Source organism: Streptomyces sp. NPDC030021 (genome assembly GCF_055574035.1).
On the sequence record NZ_JBVIAH010000024.1, the window covers coordinates 84,551 to 109,673 of the forward strand.

Sequence of the window (25,123 nt, forward strand, 5' to 3'; positions counted from 1 at the left end):
CCGGCTCTCGGGTCGGTTCTTCGGGCTCCTCCGCCACAAGGCCGCGGCACGGGTCCGATCGGGCCCGGCTGCGGACCATTCGGCCCTCCTCCTCTCGTGGCATTCGGCGGATCGTGGTTATCGGCGTCCTCCGGCCTTCCCGTCCGGGTGGATCGCTGTGACGGCAGGAGGTGCCTCATGAAGCACATCAAGGTCGGAGACCTGATGACCGACGAGGTCGTCTCGGTCCTGACGTCCACCCCTTTCAAGGATGTCGCCAAGCTGCTCGCTCAGCACGACATCAGCGGACTGCCCGTCCTCGACGACGACGACCGGGTGCTCGGTGTCGTCTCCGAGAGCGACCTGATCGGCCGGGCAGCCGCCGATCACCCACCGGTGGGCGAAGAACCCGATGCCGAGCAAGGCGGGGCCGCATTCCCGTCCGAGGTGACCTTTACCGCCGGTGAGGCCATGTCCGCGCCGGCGGTCACGGTTCATGGGGACGAGACCGCGGCAGGAGCCGCCCGGCTGATGGCCCGCCGGGGCGTCGAGCGGCTGCCGGTCGTGGACGACGAGGACCGCCTCGTCGGCATCGTCACCCGCCGTGACCTGCTCTGGCTCTTCCTGCGACCGGACTCGGAGATACGACAGCGTGTGGTCGCGGACATACTCGTGGACACCATGGGGCTGGGCGCGGAGGCGGTCACCGTCCACGTGGTCGACGGCATCGTGACCCTGGAGGGCCGGCTGGAGCGACAGAGCCAGATTCCGGTCCTGATCCGCCTCACCCACCAGTTGGACGGTGTGGTCGCGGTAGCCCCCCGCCTGACGGCCCGCATCGACGACTCCCAGCTCGCCCCACCGCGCCGCAGCGCTCTCCTGTGACCGCGACGTCCGGTGTGGACTGTCCGGGGGACGCCCGGAAGACCGCTCGCCGCGCTTACGGCTGTCACCCAACGTGACGCTGTCTCCTTGAAGATTCCAAGGCGAGGAGAGAGACCCGGCCATGGATCACTCGATCATCCACAAAGAGTCCGGACCCGATGCCGTCTTCATGCTCCAGGACTACGAGCAGGCCCGTACGGATTTCACTTGGGACCGGGCTCGATCCCGGCTGTCCGGGCTCCCGGGAGGCGGGCTGAACATCGGATACGAGGCCGTCGACCGGCACCTGGTGGCAGGCCATGGCGGGCGGGAAGCGCTCCGCTGCATCGCAGCCGACGACACCGTCACCCGCCTCACGTACGCCGAGCTGGGCGGCCTCACGGGCCGCTTCGCCAACGTACTCACGGCCCTGGGCGTGGGACGGCAGGAAAGGGTCTTCACGCTCCTGGGCCGCTGCCCCGAGCTGTACACGACGGTCCTGGGCACGCTGCGCAGCGCACGCGTGCTGTGCCCGCTCTTCTCGGCTTTCGGGCCCGAGCCCGTGCGGCAGCGGCTGGAGCTGGGCGACGCCCGGGTTCTTGTCACCACTGAGGCCCTGTACCGGCGCAAGGTCGAGGAGAACGGGCAGCGCCTGCCGCGTCTGGATCACGTCCTGCTCGTGGGCCGGGTCCACGATCCGCCGCCGGGCACCGTCTCCTTCGCCGAGCTCATGGAGCGGGCACCCGAGGAGTACGCCGTCCCGCCCACGGATCCGGAGGACATGGCGCTGCTCCACTTCACCAGCGGCACGACCGGTACCCCCAAGGGTGCGGTCCATGTGCACGAAGCGGTCGTGGCCCACCACGCGACGGCGGCCTTCGCACTCGACCTCCGCCAGGAGGACGTCTACTGGTGCACGGCGGACCCCGGGTGGGTGACCGGCACCTCGTACGGGATCATCGCCCCGCTCACCCACGGTGCGACCGTCGTGGTGGACGAGGGGGACTTCGATGTCCACCGCTGGTACCGCATCCTCGACGACCAGCGGGTCACGGTCTGGTACACGGCCCCGACGGCGATCCGCATGCTGATGCGCGCCACCCCCAGGGACGGCTCCCGCGAGCTCCCCGGACCGTACGACCTTTCGGCCGTGCGATTCATCGCGAGCGTGGGCGAGCCGCTCAACCCGGAAGCCGTCCTGTGGGGGCAGGAGGTGCTCGGCCTGCCGATCCACGACAACTGGTGGCAGACCGAGACCGGTGCGATCATGATCGCCAACTTCGCGGCCAGCGACATCCGGCCCGGCTCCATGGGACGGCCCCTGCCCGGTGTGGAGGCCGCTCTGCTCGAACGCGGTGAGGACGGACGCGCCGACGTCACCGCAGGACGCGTGCGCGTGATCACAACGGCGGGCGTCGAGGGTGAGCTGGCGCTGCGCCCGGGCTGGCCTTCCATGTTCCGGGGCTATCTGAACGAGGAGGCCCGTTACCAGGCCTGCTTCGCAGACGGCTGGTATCTCACCGGCGACCTCGCGAAATGCGACGAGGCCGGGTGGTTCTGGTTCGTCGGCCGCGCCGACGACGTCATCAAGTCGGCAGGACACCTCATCGGCCCGTTCGAAGTGGAGAGCGCGCTGATGGAGCATCCCGCCGTCGCGGAAGCCGGCGTGATCGGCCGCCCGGATCCGGTCGTGGGAGCTGTCGTCAAGGCCTTTGTCTCCCTCCGTCCGGGGCTCGCCCCCGACGCTTCCCTCAAGCGGGAAATTCTGGCGTTCGCACGCAAGCGGCTGGGCCCCGCGGTGGCCCCAAGAGAGATCGAGTTCGAGCAGAACCTCCCCAAGACGCGCAGCGGCAAGGTGATGCGCCGTCTGTTGCGGGCCCGGGAACTGGGATTGCCCGAAGGGGATCTGTCCACGCTGGAGAACCCCGGATGACCCGCTCGTGAGAGAAGGCAGAGCCATGAGCAGCACCACCTCCCACCACGAAGGCAAGGCCCGTGCCACAGCACGCAAGAGCGGGCGCAAGAAGGGGCCGACCACCGCCGCCCGCGGCACTCCCGGCGGGATTCCGGCGCCCGGCCACCACCTGTCCCTGCTCCGCCGGATGCTCGCCATCAGGCGGTTCGAGGAAAGGTGTGTGGAGCTCTACAGCGGCGCGAAGATCCGTGGCTTCGTCCACCTCTACATCGGTGAGGAAGCCGTCGCCGTGGGCGTCAATCAGGCCCTGCGCGAGGAGGACGCGGTGGTGTCCACCTACCGCGAACACGGGCACGCCCTGGCCCGCGGGGTTCCCGCCGACGCCGTGATGGCCGAGATGTACGGCAGGGCCACCGGCTGCAGCCGCGGACGCGGCGGATCCATGCATCTGTTCGACGCCGCCCGCCGCTTCTACGGGGGCAACGCGATCGTCGCCGGCGGCCTGCCCCTGGCGGCCGGGCTCGCACTCGCCGACCGGATGCGCGGCAGCACCCGCGTCACCTGCTGTTTCTTCGGGGACGGCGCTTTCGCCGAAGGCGAGTTCCATGAGACGGCCAACCTCGCGGCCCTGTGGCAGCTGCCCCTGCTGCTGGTCTGCGAAAACAATCTGTACGCCATGGGGACGAGCCTGGCCCGGGAACATGCCCAGACCAACCTCGCCATGCGTGCCGCTTCGTACGGGATGCCGGCCTGGACCGTCGACGGCATGGACGTTCTCGCCGTCGAAGCCGCCGCACTCCGGGCGACGGAGTCCGTGCGTGCGGGCAACGGACCGCACTTCCTCGAGGCACAGACGTACCGGTTCCGTGCCCATTCCATGTACGACCCGGACAGGTACCGGGCCAAATCCGAGATCGAGGAATGGAAGGGACGCGACCCCCTCAAAGGGTTGGCCGAACTGATGCGTTCCGAAGGGCAGCTCGACGACCGGGTGATGGAAGAACTCGACAAGGAAGTTCTCGCCGAGATCGACGAGGCCGTGCGGGGGGCCGAGGAAGCCCCGCTGGAACCGGTCGCGGACCTGCTCCGCTTCGTCACGAGCGAACCCGGGAGCACGGCATGAGCACGCGGAAGGCACCGACCGGGACTTCCCGGCCGACCACCTACCGGGAGGCGCTCCGTGAGGGGCTGCGCGAAGCCCTGCTGCAGGACGAGCGCGTCTTCCTCATGGGCGAGGACGTGGGCCGGTACGGCGGATGCTTCGGCGTCAGCCTGGGACTGCTCGAAGAGTTCGGACCCGACCGGATCCGCGACACACCGCTGTCCGAATCCGGATTCGTCGGCGCGGGCATCGGCGCCGCGCTCGGCGGGATGCGGCCCGTGGTCGAGATCATGACCGTCAACTTCAGCCTCCTGGCGCTGGACCAGATCCTGAACAACGCGGCCACGCTGCTCCACATGTCGGGCGGACAGCTGAGCGTCCCCGTCGTGATCCGCATGACGACCGGAGCAGGCCGTCAGCTCGGCGCCCAGCACTCTCACAGCCTCGAAGGCTGGTACGCCCACATCCCCGGCATCCGGGTGCTGGCCCCCGCCACGGTCGACGACGCGCGCCACATGCTCGCGGCCGCGCTCGCCGACCCGGATCCGGTGCTGATCTTCGAGCACGGTGGCCTCTACAACGCGGAGGGCTCTTGGGACGAGACCGTCGATGGCGTCGATCTCGACACCGCGGCCGTACGCCGGTCGGGCACGGACGTCTCAGTGATCACGTACGGCGGCTCCCTGCCGAAGGCCCTGGCAGCCGCGGAAACCCTTGCCGGGGACGGCATCAGCGCAGAGGTCGTGGACCTCCGTGCCCTGCGCCCCCTCGACGACGCCACCGTCATGGCATCCATCGCCCGAACCCACCGGGCCGTGATCGTCGACGAGGCATGGCGCAGCGGCAGCCTGGCCGCGGAGATCTCGTCACGCATCACCGAGCAGGCGTTCTACGAGCTCGACGCCCCCGTTCAGCGCGTATGCAGCGCGGAAGTCCCCATTCCCTATGCCAGGCAGCTCGAAGAAGCGGCGCTTCCCCAGCCCGCGGCCATCGTGGACGCCGTTCGCCGGACGGTGAGCTGACATGGCCGATTTCACCATGCCTTCCCTCGGCGCGGACATGGACGAGGGCACCCTCGTGGAATGGCTGGTAGGGCCCGGTGACACCGTCACCAAGGGCGATGTCGTCGCTGTCGTGGAGACGGCCAAGTCGACGATCGAGGTCGAGTGCTTCGACTCGGGCACGGTCGGTGCACTCCTCGTCGAACCGGGTACCACCGTGCCGGTCGGCACACGGATGGCCGTCATCGACTCGGGGGCCGAGCCTCCTGCCCCTGCCCCTGCCCCTGCCCCTGCCCCTGCGAAGGCGACGGCCCCGACCTCCGAACTGCAAACCGCTCCCGTACCCACCACCACCCCGACCAGGGACGCCGTGTCCACGCCTTTGGTGAGGCACTTGGCCGAGCAGAAGGGCATCGACCTGTCGTCCGTGCACGGTTCCGGCAAAGGCGGCCGGATCACACGTTCCGACGTGGAGCACACACCGGCCGAGCGGCCGCACCGGGTGAAGGCCTCGCCGCTCGCCCGTCGGTTGGCCCTGTCGTCGGGCGTCGACCTGAGTGCCCTGAGGGGAACCGGGCGGGGCGGCACGATCCGGGCGGAGGATGTGCGGGCCGCCACGGCGGGCCCTGCGTCCCGTACGGTCGAAAGCCGCGAACCGGCGCGCCCGCCTGCGGCAACGGCCGAGCCCGCGTATCCGGCGCGCGCGGCGATCGCGGCTCTGATGAGCCGCGCGAACCGCGAGATCCCCCACTACTACTTGTCGACGACGATCGACCTGGCCGTCGCGATGGCCTGGATGCGCGACCGAAATGCGGGCCGGCCCGTGGCGGAACGGCTCGTGCCGGCGGCCCTGCTGCTCAAATCGGTTGCCCTGGCAGCACGCCAAGTGCCGGACCTGAACGGCTACTGGAAGGAGGAGGCGTTCGTCCCCTCACCTGCCGTGCGACTCGGCGTCGCGGTGTCCCTGCGCGGCGGCGGGCTGGTCGCACCGGCACTGGCGGACGCCGACACCATGCCGCTGCCGGAGCTGATGGCGACGCTGAAGGGTCTGGTCTCGCGGGCGCGCAGCGGCCATCTGCGGGCTTCGGAGACGGCAGATCCGACACTGACGGTGACCAACCTCGGCGATCAGGGGATCGAGGCTGTCTTCGGGGTGATCTACCCACCTCAGGTCGCCCTCGTCGGCCTGGGGCGTGTCACCGAGCGGCCGGTGGCCGTGGACGGGATGCTCACGGTGCACCCGACCGTGACGGCCACGCTCGCCGCCGACCACCGCGCGAGCGACGGTGCGACCGGGGCGCGATTGCTGACGGCCATTGACCGCCTGCTCCAACGACCGGAGGAACTGTGAACCGCGACGAGGCGCTCGTACTGATCAAGGACGTTCTGACTGACGTGGTTCCCGGCGCCGACGCGGCAGCGCTCGCGCCGGACGAGAACTTCCGCGACAACCTGGAGATGGACTCGCTGGACTTCCTCAACTTCATCGAGGCACTGAGCGAGCGCACCGGGCTCGCCCTGCCCGAGTCCGACTATCCGGCGTTGAACACCCTGGACGGCTGCGCGGACTACGTCGCCTCGCGCACCTCCGTGAAGTAGCGGGGGGCTGGTCGGCCCCATGGGGGGCCACTCGGCCCCTCCTCGGTCGTCGCGCCGCAGGCGACGCTGGAAGAGGACCGCGGCCCCGCGCCGCCCGAGGAGGTTCTGACCATGAAGCACCATGTGACCGTCGGCGTGGACGGCTCTCCAGAGAGCCGGGCTGCGGCCCGTTGGGGCGCCCGGGAGGCGGCCTTGCGCAAGGTGCCGCTGAGGCTCGTCCACGCCGTCGACTGGCTGATCAGCCCTGCGGTACCGGTGCCGGGCTGCGAAGTGGCCGACCGTTGGGCCGACGAGGCGCTCACCGAGGCATTGGAGGACGTGCGACGCCGGCATCCCGGCCTGGAGGTCTCGACGAGGTGCCTCTCCGGCAGGCCGGCGGCAGCCCTGGCCGCGGAGGCGGTGGACGCCGGGTTGCTCGTACTCGGCTCGTGTGGGGTGGGAGGCTTGGTCGGCTTCCTCATCGGCTCGGTGAGCTTGTCGACACTGGTGGCCACCGAGACGCCGGTAGCACTCGTACGCGTGTCGGACGCGCCCGAGGAGGCCCAGCCCGTCCGGTACGGGGAGATCGTCCTGGGTGTCGACATCCACGAGGCCGCGGACAAGGTTTTGGCCTTCGCCTTCGAAGAAGCCGCCCGTCGTGGCTGCGCCCTGCGTGCGGTCCACGGTTGGAAGCTGCCCTCCATGTATCAGTACGCGCCCTTCTTCGACCCGGAGAACGAGCGGGAGGTCGGCCGGAGTGTCACCGTGATGCTCGACGACATGCTGATGCCGTGGCGGCACAAGTTCCCGTCCGTGAGCGTCACCCACGAGGCGTTCATGGGACCCGCCGGCGACCGGCTCGTCCAAGCCGCAGCGAGCGCGGACCTCGTCGTGGTGGGCCGCCATCTGCGCCGCTCGCCTCTGGGGGCGCATCTGGGCTCCGTGGCACACGCGGTCCTACACCACGCCGCCGCCCCCGTCGCGGTCATCGCTCACGACTGACGGACCTACTCACCAGGGAGATCGGACCATGTCTCACCGCACTGTCGCAGACGTCATGACCAGGAACGTGGCCACGGCCGCCCCTGAAGCGTCACTCAAAACGGTCGCCCGGAGCCTCGATGACAACGGGGTCTCGGCCCTGCCCGTCGTGGACACCCGTCACCACCCGATCGGCATCGTCTCCGAAGCCGACCTCCTGCGCAGGCAAGCCGGCCTGCCCGACACCGAAGGGCGTGATCCCCTGCAGAGTACGGCGCCCACGAACCGTGCCTCCATGGACGCCCGGACCGCCGGCGATCTGATGTCCACCCCCGTCCTGACCGCCCGGCCGGAGTGGGGCATCGTCGAGACGGCCCGCTTCCTGCACGAGCGGGGCGTGAAGCGTCTGCCGGTGGTCGACGAAACCGGGACCCTGGTCGGCATCGTCAGCCGTACCGACCTGTTGCGCCCCATGCTCCGTCGCGACGACGCCATCCGCGATGAGATCGTCGACGACGTGCTGGGCCGGACACTCAGGATGACACCCGGCGGCGTTTCGGTGACCGTACGCGATGGGGTCGTCTCCCTGAGCGGCCAGGTCGAAGACCGGTCCACCATTCCGGACGTGGAACGACTGTGCCAGTCGGTCGACGGGGTCGTCAGCGTGGACCAAGCACTTGGCTACGCGATCGACGACCTGTCGACGGCTGCCGATCCGGACCGTGCCGCCCATTGACCCCTCACAGCAAAAGGGCGGAAAGAGTCCGCCCGCTTCTCGCGGATCCCGATCGTGCGGTGCACGGCCGCCAGCCGCTTCTCCGCATCCTCTCAGGGACTCTTTCCGTCAATGTCATGAAAGCACGCCCGACATGATCGACAACAGGGCTGATCAGCCCGAAGTGACCCCCTGACGGCCCTACCGCTGACGGGCACAGGTGTCCACGCTCGGACGTATCAGGACTCCGCTACTGGAGGCATCATGAAGCAGCTTCACACCGTCGAGGACGTGATGACGCATGCCGTCATCTCCGTCGACCGCAGAACACCGTTCAAGGACATCGTGGAGACCATGCGGCGGTGGCGGATCAGCGCCCTGCCCGTCCTGTCGGAGGAAGGACGGGTCGCCGGCGTGGTGTCCGAAGCGGATCTGCTGCTCAAGGCCCAGGGCGCAGACGAGTCCCGGGCAGTCACCGCCGGGCAGCTGATGACCGTACCGGCGGTCACGGTGACCAAGGACGCCACCATCCCCGGCGCCGCACGTCTGATGGCCCGCGGCCACCTCAAGCGGCTCCCCGTCGTCGACGGCGACGGCCGCCTCGTCGGCGTGGTCAGCCGGGGCGACCTCCTCAAGATCTACCTCCGCCCCGACGCGGACATCGCAGAGGAGCTCCGCCGGCTGATCATGGCCGAGCTCATCCCCGGCGGCTCGGCCATAGTGCAGGTCCATGTGGCCGATGGCATCGTCCACCTGGACGGCTCCATCCCGGACCCGGCCCTCAAAGACGTGCTGGTCCGAGTCGCACGCACCGTACCCGGAGTCGTGGACGTCACGGCCGTGCGCCTCGACACCGAAGTCCGCGAGTGAAGGAGGCCGACGATGAGGCACCGCAGCGTCGCCGACCTGATGACTCCGACTGCTGTCAGCGTCCAGCGGGGCACCCCGTTCAAGGAAATCGCAAGACTCCTGAAGGAGTTCGACATCTCCGCCGTACCCGTGGTGGACGAGTCAGAGCGTCCCGTGGGCGTCGTCTCCGAAGCCGACCTGCTCCGCGAGCGCAGCTCCGGCAGCGGCACGAACACCGCCGCCGATCTCATGACCAGCCCCGCCGTCACTGCCCGGACCGAATGGAGCGTCGTCCGCGCGGCGCGCGTCATGCGGGGGCGCCAGGTCAAGAGACTGCCTGTGGTAGACGCCGCCGGTCGGCTGATCGGCATCCTGAGCCGCAGTGACCTGCTTCAGCTCTTCCTGCGCAGGGACCACGCGATCCAGGAGGAAATCCTCGAGGACGTGCTGACCCACACCCTCGGGCTCAGCCCGTCGTCGTTGACCGTCGAGGTCACGGACGGGCTGGTGACTCTCAGCGGCACCGTCAGTCGACGCAGTCTGGTCCCCATCGTGCTGCGCCTGTGCCAGAGCGTCGACGGCGTCGTGGACGTGGTCAACCGGCTCGACTATGAGCAGGACGACGTGTCGGTCGGCGCACGGACGCCCACCGAGCGGTAGGAGAAGAACATGAAGCATAGGGAAGTCCGCGAGCTGATGACCCGCGAGGTCGTCACCGTCCCCAACAACGCTCCGTTCAAGGAGATCGCCCGCACCCTGACGGAACACAAGGTTTCAGCCGTTCCGGTCGTCGACCCTGCCGGCCGTCCACTCGGCGTGATCTCGGAACGGGACCTGTTGCCGAAATCGGCAGGCCAAGGAGACTACTTCCGGTCACTGCCCGAACGGGAGGCGTGGCAGGAGGACAAAGCCGCGGCGACGCGCGCCGAGGAGCTGATGTCCTCGCCCCCCGTGTGTGCCCGGCCGGAGTGGACCGTTGCCGAAGCGGCCAGGCTGATGGAAGCACAGGGAGTCAAGCGGCTCCTCGTCGTGGACGACTCCGACGCACTGGTCGGTATCGTCAGCCGACGAGACCTGCTGCGGATCTTCCTCCGGGACGACGAGGACATCCGTCACGAAATCATGAGTGACGTGCTCGACCTCAGCCTGCGCCAGAGCCCCTCGGCGATCACCGTGGCCGTCACCGACGGCCGGGTCGAACTGCACGGAACCGTCGACTTCAGGAGCCTCATCCCGCTCATCGAACGCCTCTGCCGGACCGTGGACGGCGTGGTCTCCGTAACCCAGCATCTCGGATACGCCATCGACGACACGAACTCAGCCTGAAGAAGCCACCGATCTGCCTCGACACGGGCGGGGACGAACTACCTGACCCATGTGGGCCCCTGCCGGGAGAAGCCATCATGCACGATCGAATCGTCGTCGGCCTCGACGGATCCGCGGAAAGCCTCGCGGCGGCCCACTGGGCGGCGCGAGAGGCCGTCCTGCGCGGCGTGCCGCTCCGCCTCGTTCACGCCGAGGAATGGCCGTCGCCCCTCGACCGCCCGGTGCCGACGAGCGAAGTGCGCCGCCACTGGGCCCAGGCGCTGCTGAACGAGACCGCCGACGAACTACGCGCGAGTCAGACCGGATTGGATGTCGATGTCCGATCATTCGACGGCAGACCGGCCGCCGAGCTCGCCGGCGTCGCGGCCGACGCGAACATGATCGTCCTGGGCTCCCGGGGACTGGGCACCGTCGCGGGCTTCGTCCTCGGTTCCGTCGGCATGGCGGCCATCCAGGCGACGGTACAGCCGGTGGTCATGGTGCGGGCGCGCGAGGACGCGGTGCAGCACCCCGACGGCCGGCACGCAGCCCGCGAGGTGCTGGTAGGCGTTGACATCAGCCGGCCGTGCGACGCGCTGCTCGCCTTCGCCTTCGAGGAGGCGGCGCGGCGGGCCTGTGCCCTCCACGTCCTGCACAGCTGGTCGCTGCCTCCGCTGGTGGGGTACGGCGCGGCGTACGATCCGAGAGTTCACGCCCAGTTCGAAATGAGCGCGAATGCCTCACTGGGCGACGTCCTGGGGCCCTGGCAGGACAAGTACCCGGATGTCGCCGTTATTTCGCGCGCGAGCGCCGGGCATGCCGCTAACGAACTCGTCGAGAGGTCCTCCGAAGCAGGCCTCACCGTCGTCGGCCGCCGCATCCGACGGTCCTCGATCGGCGCGCACATCGGACCGGTCACCCATGCGGTCCTCCACCACGCCAAGGCGCCCGTCGCCGTCATCGCGCACGATTAGCTGCGCAAGACGACGCGCTGCGGCTTACCGCTCCGCGCAGATCGTCTCGACGAAGTGACCCACCTGTTCCTCGGACAGGTGCCTGGCGAGATCGGCCTCGCTGATCATCCCGACGAGGCGGTGGTCGGCGATCACCGGGACACGCCTGATCCGGTGGTCCTGCATCGTCTGCAGCACTTCGCTCGTGTCAGCGCCCGCGTCGACCGTGATCGGCTTGCCCTGCGCGAGCTGCCCGGCTGTCATGTGGTGCGGGTCCTTGCCCTTGGCCAGGCACTTCAGCACGATGTCACGGTCGGTGATGATGCCGTGCAGACGGTCGTCGGGCCCGCAGATCGGCAGGGCGCCGACGTCCAGTTCGCTCATCCGCCGGGCCGCGTCCATGAGCGTCTCGGTCTCCTGTACGCAGGTGGCACCGCTGTGCATGATGTCCCGTGCGGTGGTCATGGCTGCCTCCTCACGCGCGTATCCCTGTCCCTCTCCAGTCTGGGCTTGGGCCCAGCGCCGCGCTCGTCAACGCGAGATCATGGGGGCGTGGCTTCTCTGCGCCGTAGGCGGCAGCCCAAGGCCTTCCGAGCCCTTGCCGCACGCCGGGCCGGCCGGCACACCGCCTGACGTGACCGCACTGGTTGATCAAGGCCCCAGACCTCTCGTCGACCGCACCGCAGACAGGGCCGGTCGGTCCCACGAGGGGCCGACCGGCCCCTCAACAGGAGACCGTCGGGCAGTCAGGCTTGAGTGAGCGGGAGAAGCACCGCCCCATGAAGAAGGAGTGGAGACCATGGCGAACCGAGTAACCGTCGGCGTCGACGGGTCCCCGGAAAGTACGGCGGCGGCCCGCTGGGCAGCCCATGAGGCCGACGTCCGCGGTGCCTCCCTGGACCTCGTCCACGCAGAGGAATGGCTGGAGAATCCTCCCCTTCCCGTCACGACCTCCCAGGACCGTCGGCGGTGGGCCGAGGCCGTCCTCCGCGACACCGCCGAAGACGTGCGCCGCGTGCATCCGTCGTTGAAGGTCGACACCCGCCGAGTGAGCGGGCTGCCTTCCCTGGCGCTCACGCACGCCGCCGAAGACTCCGACATGCTCGTACTCGGCTCGCGGGCACTCGGTAGCGTGGCCGGGTTCCTCGTCGGATCCATCGGCTTCGCCACCGTCGCCGAGGCCGCGCACCCCGTCGTACTGGTCCGGTCAGTGGACCGCGCCGGCAATCCGCCGGACGGTGCCCGCGACACTGGGCCCATCGTGGTCGGCGTGGACATCCACCAGCCTTGTGACAAGCTGCTCGCCTTCGCCTTCGAGGAGGCGTCCCACCGCCACTGCCCGCTCGTGATCATCCACGGCTGGTCGCCATCGCCCATCCTCAGCTACGCACCGGCTCTCGACCCGGGGGTCCAGCAGGAAATGGCCAACGGCATCACTACCACGATGGACGAGATGATCAGCCCCTGGCACGAGAAGTACCCTTCGCTGCAGGTCGACTCCCGAGCCACCATCGGCCAGCCGGCGATTCAGATCCTCGACGCGGCCTCCACTGCCGCCCTCGTCGTCGTCGGCCGCCGTATCCGCCACTCCGCATTCGGCACTCACATCGGCCCCATCACACACGCCGTGATGCACCACGTGGTCTCGCCGGTCGCCGTCATCGCACACGAGTGAGGCCAACGCACAGGCAGGAAAGTCTCATGACCGCATCGCTTCCGAACCCGGCAGAGATTGTTCCGCTCATCGAGGATGCCGTCACGGCTCCGTCCATGCACAACGCCCAGCCGTGGAAGTTCCTCTACCGACCGGCCTCCGGGCTCATCGAGCTGTTCGGCGACCCGGACCGTGCCATGCCCCGTGCCGACCCGGACCACCGCGCCCTCCACTTGGGCTGCGCCGCCGCCCTGTTCAACCTACGGGTGTCCGCAGCCTCGGCAGGCTGGGGCACAGACGTACGGTTGCTGCCCGACCCGGACGATCCGTGGCTGCTGGCCGCTGCCGACCTCCGGGAACCCGGGCCCACGGACAGGGATCTCGCAACCCTCCACCCAGCCGTACGGCGACGTCACACCAGCCGATTTCCTTTCGCGGAGGAGGAGATCCCTCCGGCACTGTTGGACGGTCTGCGCGCCGCCGCTCTTCTCGAAGGGTGTCGCCTGGCCGTGCCGGACGCTTGGCACACCGACACGGTGTTGGGCCTGGTACACGACTCCGAGCACCGCGAGGAGATGGATCCCGCGATGACGGCGGAGACGATGGCATGGACACATGTCGGCACGCCCGAAGGGCAGACCCGCCCCGACGGAATCCCCGTGGACGCATTCGGTCCGAAGCACTCGGGTCGCGGTGGGGTCGTGCGCGACTTCGGTCGCTCCCGGCGCGTTCCGGGGCGCGGATGGGCCACCTTCGAACAGAACCCGCACATCGTGCTGCTGGGTACTTCGGGTGACAGGCCCGAGGACTGGCTGCGAGCAGGACAGGCCTTGCAGCGGGTTCTCCTTCAGGCCACCGCCGACGGACTGGTCACGTCCATGACCTCGCAGCCGCTCGAATGGCCCGCGCTCCGCTGGACGGTGCGCGATCCGGGCTCGGCAATGACCCACGTCCAGATGGTGATCCGGCTCGGCTACGGACCGCAAGGTCCCGCGACGCCCCGGCGCCCCGTGGCCGAGGTACTGGACATCCGATGAAACCGGAGATCAAGCTGTCGACAGGAGGTTCGTTGCGGCGAGCGCGCCTGTGGACGCGGCGTCGCCCTTCTCCTTAATCCGGCTCCATGTAAGGGCGGCGGAAGACCGGGGCCTGGCCGGAGCCGTACGGGCGTACGGCCGCCATCGCCTGGATGACCGCCGCCTCCAGAAGGCCGCTGGTGTCGATGGGGACGGCCTCCTCCCACGGCGGCTCCGCGGCTGCCATGGCCTTGGCCACCTCAGGGGTGGCGTCGGATGCTCCGGGGGCGCGGGTGGTCAGGCGCGCGGCCGACACCTCTCCCGGAGCCCGGCAGTGCAGGGCCACCAGGTCGGCACTGGTGCGTTCGGCCATCCGCAGGGCAGCCTCGCGCTGTCCGGCATCGGACCAGGTGGCATCGAGGACGACGGACTCGCCACGGGACAGTAGCGCGGACGCCCGGTCGAGCAGGGCCGTGTACGTCCTCGCGGTCCACTCGGGCGTGTACAGCCCCTCGCCGTACCCGGCGGCCGCGGATTCCTCCGCCGGGATGCCTGCCAGCTCTTTACGCAGTCGGTCGCTGCTGAGCAGCGTGACGCCCAGACGATCGGCCAGCGCGCCGGAGAGTGTGGACTTCCCGCTGCCCGGCAGGCCGCCGACGAGGGTCAGGCCGACGGCGGAGGTGCGCAGGTGGCGCAGCGTCGTGGTGACCAGGCGCCGCGCTGCCGCCTCCGCGCCGCGAGCGCCTTGAGCTGCCTGGATCAGGGACACCTTGGCCCGGACGAACGCGCGGTAGGCGACGTAGTGATGCCACAGGGACGGCGGTGCGGGGTCACCGGAGTACTCGCCGTACTGGGCGAGGAAGAAGGCCGCGGCCTCCGGGGCACCCGTCTGCTCCAGGTCCATGGCGAGAAAGGCCGCGTCGTCGAGTCCGTCGACGTAGCGGAGGCGGTCGTCGAATTCCAGGCAGTCCAGGACGCGGGGGCCGTCGTCGAGGCAGAAGATGTCCTGGGCGAGCAGGTCGCCGTGCCCGTCGACCACCCGCCCCTGCTCGATACGAGTGTCGAACAGGGTCTCGCGGCCTACGAGATAGCAACGCACCAAGCGCTCGATCTCCTCCACCCCGTCGAGCAGCCGACCGTCTTCGGTCAGTTGCCTGACCTGCGTGAAGCTCGCTTCCCAGCGTGCGGACAGCGCGTCTCGCCTGCCCTGCTCGTCGATGTCCCGGCCGCGGGGCGCGTCCGCGTGACGGGAGGCGAGGAGGCGTGCGACAGACCGCAGGGCGTCGTCGACGTCGGCGCCTTGGCTCACGAGCAGGGACAGGCGGCGTTCCGCCGGCATGCGGCGCATCACCACGAGCGGCTCGGGCGTGTCCGCGTCCGGTCCGCGAAATTCGCCCAGACCCAGGTAGACGTCAGAAGCGAAGCGCCGGTTGAGGGCGATCTCCCGTTCGCACACGGTCCGCCGGGCCGCCGTGGTCGTGTAGTCGAGGAACCCCAGGTCCACCGGCTTCTTCAGCTTGTAGGCGCGGTCGCCGACGAAGAACAGGACTGCGGTGTGCGTCTCGCACACCTCTGCGCGCGGGAGCGGCGGAACATCAAGGCCGGTGCCGGTCCGGAGCGCGGACGCGTCGGTCCGGTGCGCCGGCACCGACGGCTCCTCGCTGTGGCTCGGCTCAGTCATGGGGAATGACGGCGACGGGGCAGCGCGCGTGATGGATCGCGGCGGTGGCCACGGAACCCAATGGGGGTGCCAGGGCGGGACGATGCCTGCGTCGGCCGACGACCAGTAGCCCTGCGTCCTTGGCAGTCCGGACCACGACCTTGGTAGGGCTTTCAAGACCGATACCGGGAGTTACCTCCACGCTCGGGAACTTCTCGCGCCAGGGGCGGAGAGCGTCACTCAGGAGCTTCTGCGCGCCCTGCCTGATCTTTTCGGTCACGTCGTGGTCCGTGCCCCAGGGAGCGTGAGCGTGGAGGGGCATGCTTCGGCCGTGGACGGCTTGCAGGGGAACGCCTCGTGCCGCGGCGGCGGCGAAGGCGAACGCGAGCAGGTCTTCGCACGGACCGTGCAGTTTCAGCGCCACCACTACGCCGCCCGAGGCGCCTGGAGTGGACGGCGGACCCTCTTCGCTCGCCCCGGCGCGCACCAGGACCACCGGCCGCTCGGACCGTGCCACGACGGGCATGCTGATGTCACCCAGGAAATAGCTCTCGACGGGCTCCATCCCCCGCGAGCCGAGCACGGTCATCTCGGACTCCGCCGACGCTTTCAGCAGTGCCTCCTCAGCATCCTCGGCGACCAGGTTGCCGACGATGGTCAGGCCGGGGTGGCGCGCTTGGAGCTCCGCCTTCGCGTTGTGCACGATCCGCTTCGCCCAATAGTTCTGATCCATCTCAGAGGGGAGGTGGGTCGGTTCCGGGGCCAGCAGGGGCCACGCGTGCAGCAGTCGCAGGGTGAGTTTGCGGCGGTCGGCTTCGTCAGCGGCCCAACGGGCGGCGGCGAGGCTCTCGGGTGAGCCGTCGAGGCCCACGGTGACGACTGGCTCCATGCCGGCTGCTCCGTCAGGTAGGTGACTGGAAGGGCGGTGAGGTGTCCGATGTCCGGTGTCCGGTCGGCCGGAGCCCTGTCGTCCCCGATCGCGCCGGTAGCCGTGCAAGTGACCGTAAGCGGTACTCGATGAAGCACCTGTGCCAACGCGCCGGGTTACGGCCGCATGTCATCCGAGGAGCACCTGAAGCCTCCCCGCAGCGCGCAGGAGGCTGTCCTTCCAGGGCGTGATCACTGAGTGTGCTCGATGTCCAGTTCCAGGAAGTGGGCCGAACACGAGATGCACGGGTCGTGGTTGCGGACGGCTCGCTCGCACAGCCGGGTGAGCTCGGCCTCGGAGCCCTCGCCCCGATCGAGGCCGGCTTGGACCAGCCGACGCAGGTCCTCCTCGATGGCGCCCTGGTTCTGGGCGGTCGGTGGCACAATGCGGGCGTCCGTGACACGCCCCCCGTCGTCAAACGCGTAGCGGTGGTAGAGAAGGCCGCGTGGCGCCTCCGTGGCACCGTGGCCGGTGCCGGCCCGGGCCGGCACCTCCACGTACGGGCGGGCCGGACGTTCGTACTCCGCGATGATCCTGAGGGCCTCCTCCACCGCGTACAGGACTTCCACCGCCCGGACGAGGATGCTTCGGTACGGGTTCCGGCAGACCTCTCCCCGCCCGGCACCCGCTCGCGACGGGGGGTCACCCAGTCCGGCCTCCCGTGCCGCTTGCAGGGCCAACGGAGACAGCAGGTGGCCGCTGACCGCCCAGCGGGCGAGGGAGCCGGTGAGGTGCCTGCGGCCGTCCAGCCGGGAGTGGAGGGCGGTGGAGTGGGAGACCTGCTCCTCGGCCACGTGCTCGGTGAAGTCCCGCAGGGGAAAGCTGTACGGCGGGAGCGTCGCGTCGCACGGGAGCACGGTGGGGATTCCGGACTCGATGGCGTAGGTGCCCGTCTCGGCGAGGGCTAGCAGGTCGGCCTCGCACACGGCGTCCGGGAATTCGAAGCCGGCGACCCAGCGCACCGTGTCCCAGGCGTCGTCGAGGGCAGTGCGCAGCCGTTCTTCCAGGGGGCGGAGTTCGGCGCCGGTCGGGGCGCGGTGGAAGCCGCCGAGCCGGACGTTGACGGGGTGGATGGCCCGGCCCCCGAGCAGTTCGACCGCGGCGTTCCCGGTCTGCTTCAGGCGCAGTCCGCGCTGGACGTGCTCCAGATGGGAGCGGGAGAGACCGATCACGTCGTCTTCGCCGAGGAAGTCCGGTGCGTGCAGCATGTGGATGTGCAGCGTCTGGCTCTCGATCCATTCGCCGCAGTACAGCAGGCGGCGGAGGGCGGCCAGTTGTCCGTCGACGACAACGCCGCACGCGTCCTCGATGGCACGGCAGGCACTCATCTGGTAGGCGACGGGGCAGATCCCGCAGATGCGGGAGGTGAGGTCGGGTGGCTCTGTGTGGGCTCTGCCCCGGAGGAAGGCTTCGAAGAACCGCGGTGGCTCGTAGATCTTGAGCTGCGCCTCGATGACGGTGCCGTGGTGGATCCTCAGGTGCAGCGCGGTCTCGCCCTCGACACGGGCGAGTGAGGGGATGCGCAGCTCCTGGTATCGGGGCGTGGGATCGCTCATCCCGGTCCTTCATCGTCGGTCACGCCGGGCTGTCCTTGCTCCTCCACGGCGGTGAAGGCGGTCACGTTGAAGGTGTGCAGGAACCTGCCGATGTCCTCCTCGTTCATCCCGTCACGCTGCATGAGCGGGAGCAGCGCGGGAAGGTTCGTGGTTCCGGCCGGCCCGAAGCAGCCGTAGCAGCCGCGCCCGTAGGTCGGGCACAGGGCCCCGCAGCCCGCGTGGGTGACGGGGCCGAGGCATGGAGTGCCGTGGGCGACGGTGACGCAGACGTTGCCGCGCCGTTTGCAGGCGAAGCAGACGCTGTGGTTCGGGATGGCGGGCTTGCGTCCGGCGAGGAACGCGGTGATGACCTCGACGAGCTGACCGCGGTCGATGGGGCAGCCGCGCAGTTCGAAGTCGACGGGTACGTGGGCCGAGACCGGTGTGGAGGTCGCGAGGGTCTCGATGTAGTCGGGGCGGGCGTAGACGGTCGCCAGGTACCCCTCGACATCGGCGTAGTTGCGCAGCGCCTGTACACCGCCGGCCGTGGCACAGGCCCCGATGGTGACGAGGTGGCGGGCTTCGGTGCGGATGCGCCGGATGCGCTCGACGTGCTCGGGTGTGCTGACCGACCCTTCGACGAGGACGAGGTCGTAGGGGCCGGGAGCAGCATCGCTGGACGCTTCCAGGAAGTGGGCGATCTCCAGTTCGGCGGCGATGCCGAGCAGTTCGTCCTCGCAGTCGAGGAGGGTGAGCTGGCAGCCGTCGCAGGAGGCGAACTTGAACACGCCGAGGCGGGGGCGGGCAGGGGGCTGGGGTGGGGTGGGGGTGCTCATCTCACAGTTCCCGGACGGTGAGCAGGGGCTCGGCCTGGTCGTAGCCGACGACCGGGCCGTCGCGGCAGAGAAGGAGGGGGCCGAGCTGGCAGTGTCCGCAGTGGCCGGTGGCGCAGCGCATGTTGCGTTCGAGGGAGACCCGGATGCGGTCGGGACGTACCCCTTGGTGGATCAGCGCGCGTGCGGTCGCGCGCATCATCACCTCGGGCCCGCAGACGAAGGCGACCGTGTCCGAGGGTGTGAACCGGGCCTCGTGGAGCAGCGTGGTGACGACTCCGACTCGGCCGGTCCAGCCGTTGGCAGGCCGGTCGACCGTGACGGCGGCGAACGGCTTTTCCCAGGCGGGAAACTCGTCCTGGTAGAGCAGATCGGCCGGTGTTCGTGAACCGGCAAGGACGTTCAGCCGCCCGAAGGCGTGCGGCTCGGCCATCACTGCGTCGACGAGGGGACGGAGCGGGGCGAGCCCGATGCCTCCGGCGATGACGAGCAGGTCGTTGCCGTGAGCGGCGGCCGAGTCCCAGGCAGTGCCGAAGGGGCCGCGCACGCCGACCCACCCGCCGATCCGCAGGCCGTACAGTGCGCGGGAGACAGCACCGACGGCGCGGACCGTGTGCGTCAGCCGGTGCCCGTCCGCGATCCGGGACACGGACACCGGGATCTCGCCGACGCCGAACGCGTACAGCATCGCGAACTGGCCGGGTACGAAGGGCTTCAGGGCATCCGCGGCGGGCTCCAGTACGAGCGTGACCGTGTCGTGCGTCTCGTCGCGGCGGTCCACCACGCGGTAGGAGAGGGGCGTGAGTGTCATGGCGCCGGTCCGCTCCCCTGCGGTCCCGGCAGCCCGTAGAGGTCGAGCAGCCGGGTGCGGGTGGCTCGAAGCCGGTCGCCGATGGTCTCGGCGACGACGGTGACCAGCGACAGGCCCAGCGCCGTGTCCTCGGCGCACAGCTCCTGGACGGCCGCGGCATCGAATTCCCAGGCACGGACGGGGTCCCGGGTCTCGGCCGCGAGGTGCCACTGCCGCGGCGGACACAGCCATGACCAGCCGAGCAGGCTGCCCGCACCGATGGTCTCGACGACCACTCGCCCCCGGCCTGGCATGTGGACATCGAGCGCGACCGTGCCCGAGCGGATGACCCAGAAACGGTCGGCCTTCTCCCCCTCCTCGAAGATCCGCGTGCCGCCTGGAAGGGCGACTTCACGGGCGATGGCCATCAGCTTCCCGCGGTGCTCCGCCGTCAGAGCGGTGAACACCTCCTCGCCGGGAGGCCCGCCCGGTTGCGAGGTCACGGCGTGTTCTCCCGCTGCGTGGCTTCTTGGTGCAGGGCGTGGGCTTCCTCGGTGAGGTCGATGCCCGTGGGACACCAGACGATGCACCGGCCGCATCCGACACAGCCGGAGCTGTCGAACTGGTCGTGCCAGGTACCCAGCTTGTGGGTGAGCCACTGGCGGTAGCGGCTGCGCGGGGTGGACCGGACCGGGCCGCCGTGGAGGAGCGAGAAGTCCAGGTCGTAGCAGGAGTCCCAGAGGCGCCAGCGCTCGGCGTGATCGCCGGTCAGGTCGGTGACGTCCTCCGTGGTGGTGCAGAAGCAGGTGGGGCAGACCATGGTGCAGTTGCCGCAGCTGAGGCACCGGGCGGTGACGTCGTCCCAGCGCTCCGCTTCCAGGTTGTCCCGCATCAGCGTGCGCAGGTCCACCGGCGGCATGGAGCGGCCCATGCGTTCGGCGGCGGCGCTCACGGCTTGGGCCGCCGCTGTTCTGGTGGGGTCATCGGCGCTCCGGCCCGGCAGTTCCGCGAGGACCGCGGCTCCCTCCTCGCTCCCGCTCCGGCACAGGAAGCGGTGGCCGGCATCGTCCACGACCTCGGTGAGGGCCAGGTCGTACCCGGCGTCGACCGCCGGCCCGCTCCCCATCGAGACGCAGAAGCAGGTGGCACCCGGCTCGGTGCACTCGGCCGCGATCAGGAAGGCACCCGTCCGCCGGGAGAGGTAGGCGGGATCCCGGTACCGGCCTCCGCTCATCACCCGGTCCAGGATCTGAATGGCACGCAGATCACAGGGCCGCACGCCGAGGAACGCGTACGAAATGCTCTCCTGCTTCTCCTCCCGGACGGCAAGCGCACCGTCTGGGCCGCGGTCCGCGGACCACTGACGGACGCGCTCCGGATGCAGGAACGACTTCCACGACTGGGGCCCCGCGCTGTGCGCGAAAGCCGCCCCATCCTCGCGGCGGCGGAGCCGGTACTGCCCCGCCTCCAGCTCGACTCCCCACCCGTAGGGAAGCGCATCGGCGGATTCCAGCTCGTCGAGGACGATCGCTCCGTCGCGCACGGTCGGGCCGATCACCGTGCGGCCGCGCGCCTTCAGGACACGCACGAGTGCGGCCAGACCGTCGCGGTCGAGAACCGCCTCGTCCTGGTGGTCGAGGACGGCTCCGGCGTCCGAAGCGTCGGTCATGGTTCACCTTTCGGTCTCCACGTGCCTAGATCCGGCAGCATGTCAGACCAGCGGGCTCCCGGGTCCGAGGCTGGTCCGGCGAGTTCCCCGGCTGTACTGCCGGACGTCTTCCTCGATGCGCCGGGCCAGATGCGGCAGGGCGGCCGCCACCGCCGGGGTGAGCCCCGTGCCCAGCGAGCGGTCCGCTCCCTCGACCGCGTACACGATGAGGCGGCCGGGGCCGCGCCCGAGACTGTCGGCAAGGCACAGGGCCTCGGCGAGCCCCAGCCCGTGGGTGCTCTGCCTGCCTGCGGCAGCCGGGTGCGGCATCTCACCCGGGGCCACCCACCACCGGTGTGTCCGCCCGGGCTGCGCCGCAGGGGGGAAGCAGGCGTCGATGACGAGCGTGAGGGCCTTGTCCTCCCAGAGGGCCATCAGGCGGCCGGGGTCTCCGTCGCTCCGGGCGAGCTCAGTACCGGAGGGGAGAGGTCGCCGTGCTTCCCGTTCACACAACAACGCGATGGTGGCCCACCCCACCCCGTCATCGCGCCGGAACTCGTTGCCGATCCCGATGACCGCCGTGCCGGCGAGCGGCTTCATAGGTACCCGCTTCCCTCTTCGGGCGTCTCCCGGCAGAGCCTGCCCTACTCGTGGAACGGAGTCCTGCGCCATGGGGCAAACGGCGCACGGCGCAGCCCCCTGCCTGGGGTCCTCGCCCAGTACCGCGAAGTACCGCTGAGCGACGAGGCCCGCAAGGAGACGGCGGAGCTGCTCATGACCGCTCCGGCCATCATCGTGCGACCAGGCGCGACCGTGGCGGAGGCGGCCTGGCCGGCATGTCTGTCCCGTCTCAAGCACCTTCCTGACGTCGACCAAGGCCCGACGGTCGAGGTCGTCGTCCACGCCGGGAGACTCAGGGCAGGGCGTGGTCACCGGTGCCCGTGGTCGTGTGCGAACGCGGCGAGAGCTTGCCTGGGCGTGCCCTGGGTGTGCAGGAAGCGCTCGTCCAGGATGCTCGCGAGGTCTTCCAGTGCGGATCGCAACACCGTGGAGGCGAGCCGGACGTCCCGGTGTCCGGCTCCCGAAGCCTCATCGGCGATGTCGACGGCGTACCCGATCTGGTGGGCGAGGGAGGTCCGGTCGTCGCCGTCGTGGAAGTAGTAGGACTCCGCGTACTGGAGGAAGTCGACCGCTGCGACGGACAGCGCCGCGGCCAGGCTGTCCAGCATGGCCGCCCCGGCCGGGGAGTCGATCTGTTCCTTCGAGGGATGGGTACGGGAGAGATGGGAGAGCCGCAACGCCAGTGCCCTGCGGCGCGCCAAAGCCGGATAGATGCCGAGGATCCAGGAGACCGTCGCGGTCAGAAGGGCGAACCCGACCAGCGCCTCCAGGGGTGCGAGGAGGCGCAGCCACCCCTCGGCGGGTGCGACGTCACCGAGGCCGAGCGTGGAGAGCGTGACCAGCGAGACGTAGGTCGCGTCCAGCAGGCTCGCATGATCGTCGGGGTGCAACCCTCCCGCGTACACGAACGCCTCGGGCATGTGAGGCCAGTAGATCAGCGCCCAGCCCGCCGCCACGGTCAGGGCCCACAGGGCGACGACGGACACCATGGCGAGCGGGCCGGCCAGGCCGGCTGCCGTGCGACGGGTGCCAAGGACGAGGGACAGCCGCCACAGTGTGGTCATGACCAGGCGGCTCAGCCCGCCGTGACGCGTCGGGTGCCACAGCGTGTGGAACACGTCCCGAAGGATCAGCAGGACCAGGGCCGCGCCCGTGGCCGTCACCAGCCAATCCATCCGGCACCCCTTTTCCACCGCGTTCAGCCCAGGTTCGCGCACCTCCGTAGCCGCTGATCGCAGCCCACGCCGTCGCCAGGTGTCAGAAGCAGCGCCGGGACTCACCCGGCGGCGGAAATCGGCCTAGGTTCCGGCCCCAGGCGAAACCCTGTGACGAGTTCGGCCCGGATGCGCAGCACGCCGGCCATCGGCTGGTTCGTCCACGGGTCGAGCAGCGCCTCGAGCCGTTCGGCCTCGTTGCGGTTCTCGACGAGCTCGGCGTAGCCGATCACCACGACACTCCAGCCGAGTTGCGTGTCGGGGTCGATGGTGTCGGCTTCATAGGCGAGGACGATGCCGGGTGTGCCGGGTGTCGCCACCAGCGACGCGCGTGAAGCGCCTTCGTAGAGCCGGACGATCACGTCCTCCCCCTCGACCACGTGGTTCACCGGTCGGATGGCCGGCAGCGCCTGGTGGGTGAAGACGATGCGGCCCAGCGGCACGGAGCCCAGGAGCCGCAGCGCTTCAGAGCGGTCCAGCTGCTCCGTGGAACGCATCGGGTCCAGGACGGGGCCGCGGTCCGGCCTCCAGGCGGTTTCGTGATCCATCACACGGCCCTCCGCTCCGGCCGCATCGTGTCGGTGTCGGCTTCACCCAGCGTCCTTGTCTCCTCGCGCGCCGTGCCAGGGCCGAACGGTCCCCTGTCCTGCGGAATCGGGGGCCGGTCGGCCCATGCCCAGTGCCTGTGGAGCCGCACAGAATTGAATAGGAATCGACCGGAGGCCGCCATGAGGACCACTCCCCCTACGAAGATCGCCGGCGCGTTGCCGGCTGAGCACCGTTCCCGGCTGATGGACATCGCACGGGAGGTCAACTTCCCCGAGAGCGCGCGCCTCTTCAACGAGGGCGGCCGGGCGGACAGGTTCTGGATCGTCCGAACCGGCATCGTCGCCCTGGACGTGCATGTGCCCGGCAGGCAGCCGGCAGTGATCGAAAGGCTCGGACCGGGCGAACTCGTGGGGTGCTCGTGGATGCTGCAGCCCAGTGCCTGGAGACTGGGCGCGGTGGCCACGACGCCGGTGCGCACGTACGAATTCGACGCCGCCGCGGTGCGCACGATGATGGATGCCGACCCTGCTTTCGGCTCCGCGATGGGCCACTGGGTCGCGCAGGTGCTCGCGCACCGGCTGCACGCCGCCCGTATCCGGCTGCTCGACCTCTATGCCCCGCACGGCAGTGGCAGCTATCTCTGACGTCCGGTGTCCCGCACCTGAACCCCCAGCAGTGAGGAGGGCGTCATGCCCGCGTCCCGGTACACCGTCAGCGACGTGATGACCCATACGGCCGTGGCCATCGGCCGTGAGGCTTCGTACAAGGAGATCGTCGAGCTGATGGACCAGTGGAAGGTCAGCGCCGTTCCCGTCCTGGAGGGCGAGGGGCGTGTCGTGGGGGTGGTCTCCGAGGCGGATCTGCTGCCGAAGGAGGAGTTCCGGCAGGACGACCCCCGGCTTCCCGATCAGCTGGAAGAGGCTTCCAAGGCGGGGGGTGTGCTGGCCGAGGAGCTGATGTCGAGTCCGGCCGTAACTGTGCACCCCGACGCCACGCTCGCCGAAGCTGCCCAGATCATGGCCCGCAAGCGCGTGAAGCGCCTCCCCGTGGTGAACGGCGTGGGGATGCTGGAGGGGGTCGTGAGCCGGAGCGACCTGCTCAAGGTCTTCCTGCGCACCGACGAGGAGATCGAGGAGGAGATCCGCGACGCGGTTCTCGCCGAGCTCGCTCCCCCGGTACGTCTACAGGCATCGGTGAAGGACGGTGTCGTCACCCTGCGCGGATCTCTCCGTAATCGCGCCTTGGTGCCGCTGGTGGCCCGCGCCATCCGTGCCGTGGAAGGCGTGGTGGACGTACGGATGGAGCTGGAAGGGCAGCCTGCCGAAGCTGCCTGAAACCCTTCACCGCCGCGCTCGCTCTGGACGCACCACAAGGTGCGTCCACGCGCTCCCCTGAGACAATGCGTACGACAAGACGTACGCACAGCCGATCGA

At 69.7% G+C, this 25,123-nt stretch carries 27 protein-coding genes; 16 read left to right on the forward strand and 11 right to left on the reverse strand.

All coding sequences use genetic code 11. From position 1 onward, the window contains the following. The first annotated feature begins 177 nt into the window (after nucleotides 1–177). The 12 genes from ACZ4YL_RS34780 (at nucleotide 178) to ACZ4YL_RS34835 (ending at nucleotide 11,263) form a co-directional block, all read left to right on the forward strand. Nucleotides 178–864, forward strand: coding sequence for a CBS domain-containing protein (locus ACZ4YL_RS34780; protein WP_468121861.1), 687 nt, complete (start codon nucleotides 178–180; stop codon nucleotides 862–864). A gap of 121 nt (nucleotides 865–985) precedes the next feature. Further along, nucleotides 986–2,776 (forward strand): acetate--CoA ligase, encoded by a 1,791-nt coding sequence (gene acsA, locus ACZ4YL_RS34785; RefSeq protein WP_468121863.1) that lies wholly within the window; start codon nucleotides 986–988, stop codon nucleotides 2,774–2,776. Between the two features lie 169 nt (nucleotides 2,777–2,945). Next, on the forward strand, nucleotides 2,946–3,881 hold the full coding sequence (gene pdhA, locus ACZ4YL_RS34790) for a pyruvate dehydrogenase (acetyl-transferring) E1 component subunit alpha (RefSeq protein ID WP_468121926.1): 936 nt from the start codon (nucleotides 2,946–2,948) through the stop codon (nucleotides 3,879–3,881). Further along, nucleotides 3,878–4,882 (forward strand): alpha-ketoacid dehydrogenase subunit beta, encoded by a 1,005-nt coding sequence (locus tag ACZ4YL_RS34795; protein WP_468121864.1) that lies wholly within the window; start codon nucleotides 3,878–3,880, stop codon nucleotides 4,880–4,882. Before pdhA ends, ACZ4YL_RS34795 begins: the two co-directional genes overlap by 4 nt. Before the next feature lie 16 nt (nucleotides 4,883–4,898). Next, nucleotides 4,899–6,212, forward strand: a complete 1,314-nt coding sequence (locus ACZ4YL_RS34800) for a 2-oxo acid dehydrogenase subunit E2 (RefSeq protein WP_468121928.1) — start codon at nucleotides 4,899–4,901, stop codon at nucleotides 6,210–6,212. Further along, nucleotides 6,209–6,460 (forward strand): acyl carrier protein, encoded by a 252-nt coding sequence (locus tag ACZ4YL_RS34805; protein WP_468121866.1) that lies wholly within the window; start codon nucleotides 6,209–6,211, stop codon nucleotides 6,458–6,460. The genes ACZ4YL_RS34800 and ACZ4YL_RS34805 overlap by 4 nt, the downstream gene beginning before the upstream one ends. Nucleotides 6,461–6,571: 111 nt before the next feature. After that, nucleotides 6,572–7,441, forward strand: coding sequence for a universal stress protein (locus ACZ4YL_RS34810; protein WP_468121867.1), 870 nt, complete (start codon nucleotides 6,572–6,574; stop codon nucleotides 7,439–7,441). A gap of 55 nt (nucleotides 7,442–7,496) precedes the next feature. Next, complete coding sequence (locus tag ACZ4YL_RS34815) at nucleotides 7,497–8,156, forward strand: CBS domain-containing protein (RefSeq protein ID WP_468121929.1); 660 nt, start codon at nucleotides 7,497–7,499, stop codon at nucleotides 8,154–8,156. 243 nt (nucleotides 8,157–8,399) lie between these two features. Next, nucleotides 8,400–9,005 carry a CBS domain-containing protein gene (locus tag ACZ4YL_RS34820; RefSeq protein WP_468121869.1) on the forward strand — a complete coding sequence of 202 codons (606 nt, stop codon included), beginning with the start codon at nucleotides 8,400–8,402 and terminating at the stop codon, nucleotides 9,003–9,005. A 12-nt stretch (nucleotides 9,006–9,017) separates the two neighbouring features. Then, nucleotides 9,018–9,644, forward strand: a complete 627-nt coding sequence (locus ACZ4YL_RS34825) for a CBS domain-containing protein (RefSeq protein ID WP_468121870.1) — start codon at nucleotides 9,018–9,020, stop codon at nucleotides 9,642–9,644. Nucleotides 9,645–9,653: 9 nt separating this feature from the next. Then, nucleotides 9,654–10,310: a CBS domain-containing protein gene (locus tag ACZ4YL_RS34830; protein WP_468121871.1), complete on the forward strand. Its 657-nt coding sequence runs from the start codon at nucleotides 9,654–9,656 to the stop codon at nucleotides 10,308–10,310. 77 nt (nucleotides 10,311–10,387) lie between these two features. Next, nucleotides 10,388–11,263 carry a universal stress protein gene (locus ACZ4YL_RS34835; protein WP_468121873.1) on the forward strand — a complete coding sequence of 292 codons (876 nt, stop codon included), beginning with the start codon at nucleotides 10,388–10,390 and terminating at the stop codon, nucleotides 11,261–11,263. A 24-nt stretch (nucleotides 11,264–11,287) separates the two neighbouring features. On the opposite strand, the gene ACZ4YL_RS34840 is transcribed toward ACZ4YL_RS34835, so the two are convergent. After that, nucleotides 11,288–11,707: a CBS domain-containing protein gene (locus ACZ4YL_RS34840; RefSeq protein WP_079403897.1), complete on the reverse strand. Its 420-nt coding sequence runs from the start codon at nucleotides 11,705–11,707 to the stop codon at nucleotides 11,288–11,290. 334 nt (nucleotides 11,708–12,041) lie between these two features. On the opposite strand from ACZ4YL_RS34840, the gene ACZ4YL_RS34845 reads away from it, so the two are divergent. Both ACZ4YL_RS34845 and ACZ4YL_RS34850 read left to right on the forward strand, forming a co-directional pair. Next, nucleotides 12,042–12,917: a universal stress protein gene (locus ACZ4YL_RS34845; protein ID WP_468121875.1), complete on the forward strand. Its 876-nt coding sequence runs from the start codon at nucleotides 12,042–12,044 to the stop codon at nucleotides 12,915–12,917. A 26-nt stretch (nucleotides 12,918–12,943) separates the two neighbouring features. Then, nucleotides 12,944–13,933 carry an Acg family FMN-binding oxidoreductase gene (locus ACZ4YL_RS34850; RefSeq protein WP_468121877.1) on the forward strand — a complete coding sequence of 330 codons (990 nt, stop codon included), beginning with the start codon at nucleotides 12,944–12,946 and terminating at the stop codon, nucleotides 13,931–13,933. 73 nt (nucleotides 13,934–14,006) lie between these two features. On the opposite strand, the gene ACZ4YL_RS34855 is transcribed toward ACZ4YL_RS34850, so the two are convergent. The 10 genes from ACZ4YL_RS34855 to ACZ4YL_RS34900 form a co-directional block, all read right to left on the reverse strand. Then, entirely contained in the window at nucleotides 14,007–15,482 is a 1,476-nt protein-coding gene (locus tag ACZ4YL_RS34855; protein WP_468121931.1) for a bifunctional aminoglycoside phosphotransferase/ATP-binding protein, read from the reverse strand. 103 nt (nucleotides 15,483–15,585) lie between these two features. Next, the gene (locus ACZ4YL_RS34860) at nucleotides 15,586–16,461 is read right to left on the reverse strand and encodes a universal stress protein (RefSeq protein ID WP_468121878.1); all 876 of its coding nucleotides are present in this window, start codon (nucleotides 16,459–16,461) and stop codon (nucleotides 15,586–15,588) included. 230 nt (nucleotides 16,462–16,691) lie between these two features. Then, on the reverse strand, nucleotides 16,692–18,056 hold the full coding sequence (locus ACZ4YL_RS34865; RefSeq protein ID WP_468121880.1) for a Ni/Fe hydrogenase subunit alpha: 1,365 nt from the start codon (nucleotides 18,054–18,056) through the stop codon (nucleotides 16,692–16,694). Then, on the reverse strand, nucleotides 18,053–18,871 hold the full coding sequence (locus ACZ4YL_RS34870) for an NADH-quinone oxidoreductase subunit B family protein (protein ID WP_468121882.1): 819 nt from the start codon (nucleotides 18,869–18,871) through the stop codon (nucleotides 18,053–18,055). Before ACZ4YL_RS34870 ends, ACZ4YL_RS34865 begins: the two co-directional genes overlap by 4 nt. Nucleotide 18,872: 1 nt before the next feature. Further along, nucleotides 18,873–19,679 (reverse strand): FAD/NAD(P)-binding protein, encoded by an 807-nt coding sequence (locus tag ACZ4YL_RS34875; RefSeq protein ID WP_468121884.1) that lies wholly within the window; start codon nucleotides 19,677–19,679, stop codon nucleotides 18,873–18,875. Further along, nucleotides 19,676–20,161: a cyclic nucleotide-binding domain-containing protein gene (locus tag ACZ4YL_RS34880; protein ID WP_468121885.1), complete on the reverse strand. Its 486-nt coding sequence runs from the start codon at nucleotides 20,159–20,161 to the stop codon at nucleotides 19,676–19,678. Before ACZ4YL_RS34880 ends, ACZ4YL_RS34875 begins: the two co-directional genes overlap by 4 nt. Further along, nucleotides 20,158–21,327 (reverse strand): 4Fe-4S dicluster domain-containing protein, encoded by a 1,170-nt coding sequence (locus tag ACZ4YL_RS34885; RefSeq protein ID WP_468121887.1) that lies wholly within the window; start codon nucleotides 21,325–21,327, stop codon nucleotides 20,158–20,160. Before ACZ4YL_RS34885 ends, ACZ4YL_RS34880 begins: the two co-directional genes overlap by 4 nt. A 42-nt stretch (nucleotides 21,328–21,369) precedes the next feature. Further along, nucleotides 21,370–21,906 (reverse strand): hydrogenase maturation protease, encoded by a 537-nt coding sequence (locus ACZ4YL_RS34890; protein WP_468121889.1) that lies wholly within the window; start codon nucleotides 21,904–21,906, stop codon nucleotides 21,370–21,372. Nucleotides 21,907–22,235: 329 nt separating this feature from the next. Further along, nucleotides 22,236–23,102 carry a potassium channel family protein gene (locus ACZ4YL_RS34895; protein WP_468121890.1) on the reverse strand — a complete coding sequence of 289 codons (867 nt, stop codon included), beginning with the start codon at nucleotides 23,100–23,102 and terminating at the stop codon, nucleotides 22,236–22,238. 101 nt (nucleotides 23,103–23,203) lie between these two features. Beyond that, a complete protein-coding gene (locus ACZ4YL_RS34900; RefSeq protein WP_468121892.1) occupies nucleotides 23,204–23,638 on the reverse strand; it encodes a pyridoxamine 5'-phosphate oxidase family protein in 435 nt (144 codons plus the stop codon). 231 nt (nucleotides 23,639–23,869) lie between these two features. Between ACZ4YL_RS34900 and ACZ4YL_RS34905 the strand changes: the two genes are divergently transcribed. Continuing rightward, nucleotides 23,870–24,334 (forward strand): Crp/Fnr family transcriptional regulator, encoded by a 465-nt coding sequence (locus tag ACZ4YL_RS34905; RefSeq protein ID WP_189969996.1) that lies wholly within the window; start codon nucleotides 23,870–23,872, stop codon nucleotides 24,332–24,334. A 45-nt stretch (nucleotides 24,335–24,379) separates the two neighbouring features. Then, nucleotides 24,380–25,024, forward strand: coding sequence for a CBS domain-containing protein (locus ACZ4YL_RS34910; protein ID WP_468121894.1), 645 nt, complete (start codon nucleotides 24,380–24,382; stop codon nucleotides 25,022–25,024). Nucleotides 25,025–25,123 lie beyond the last annotated feature (99 nt).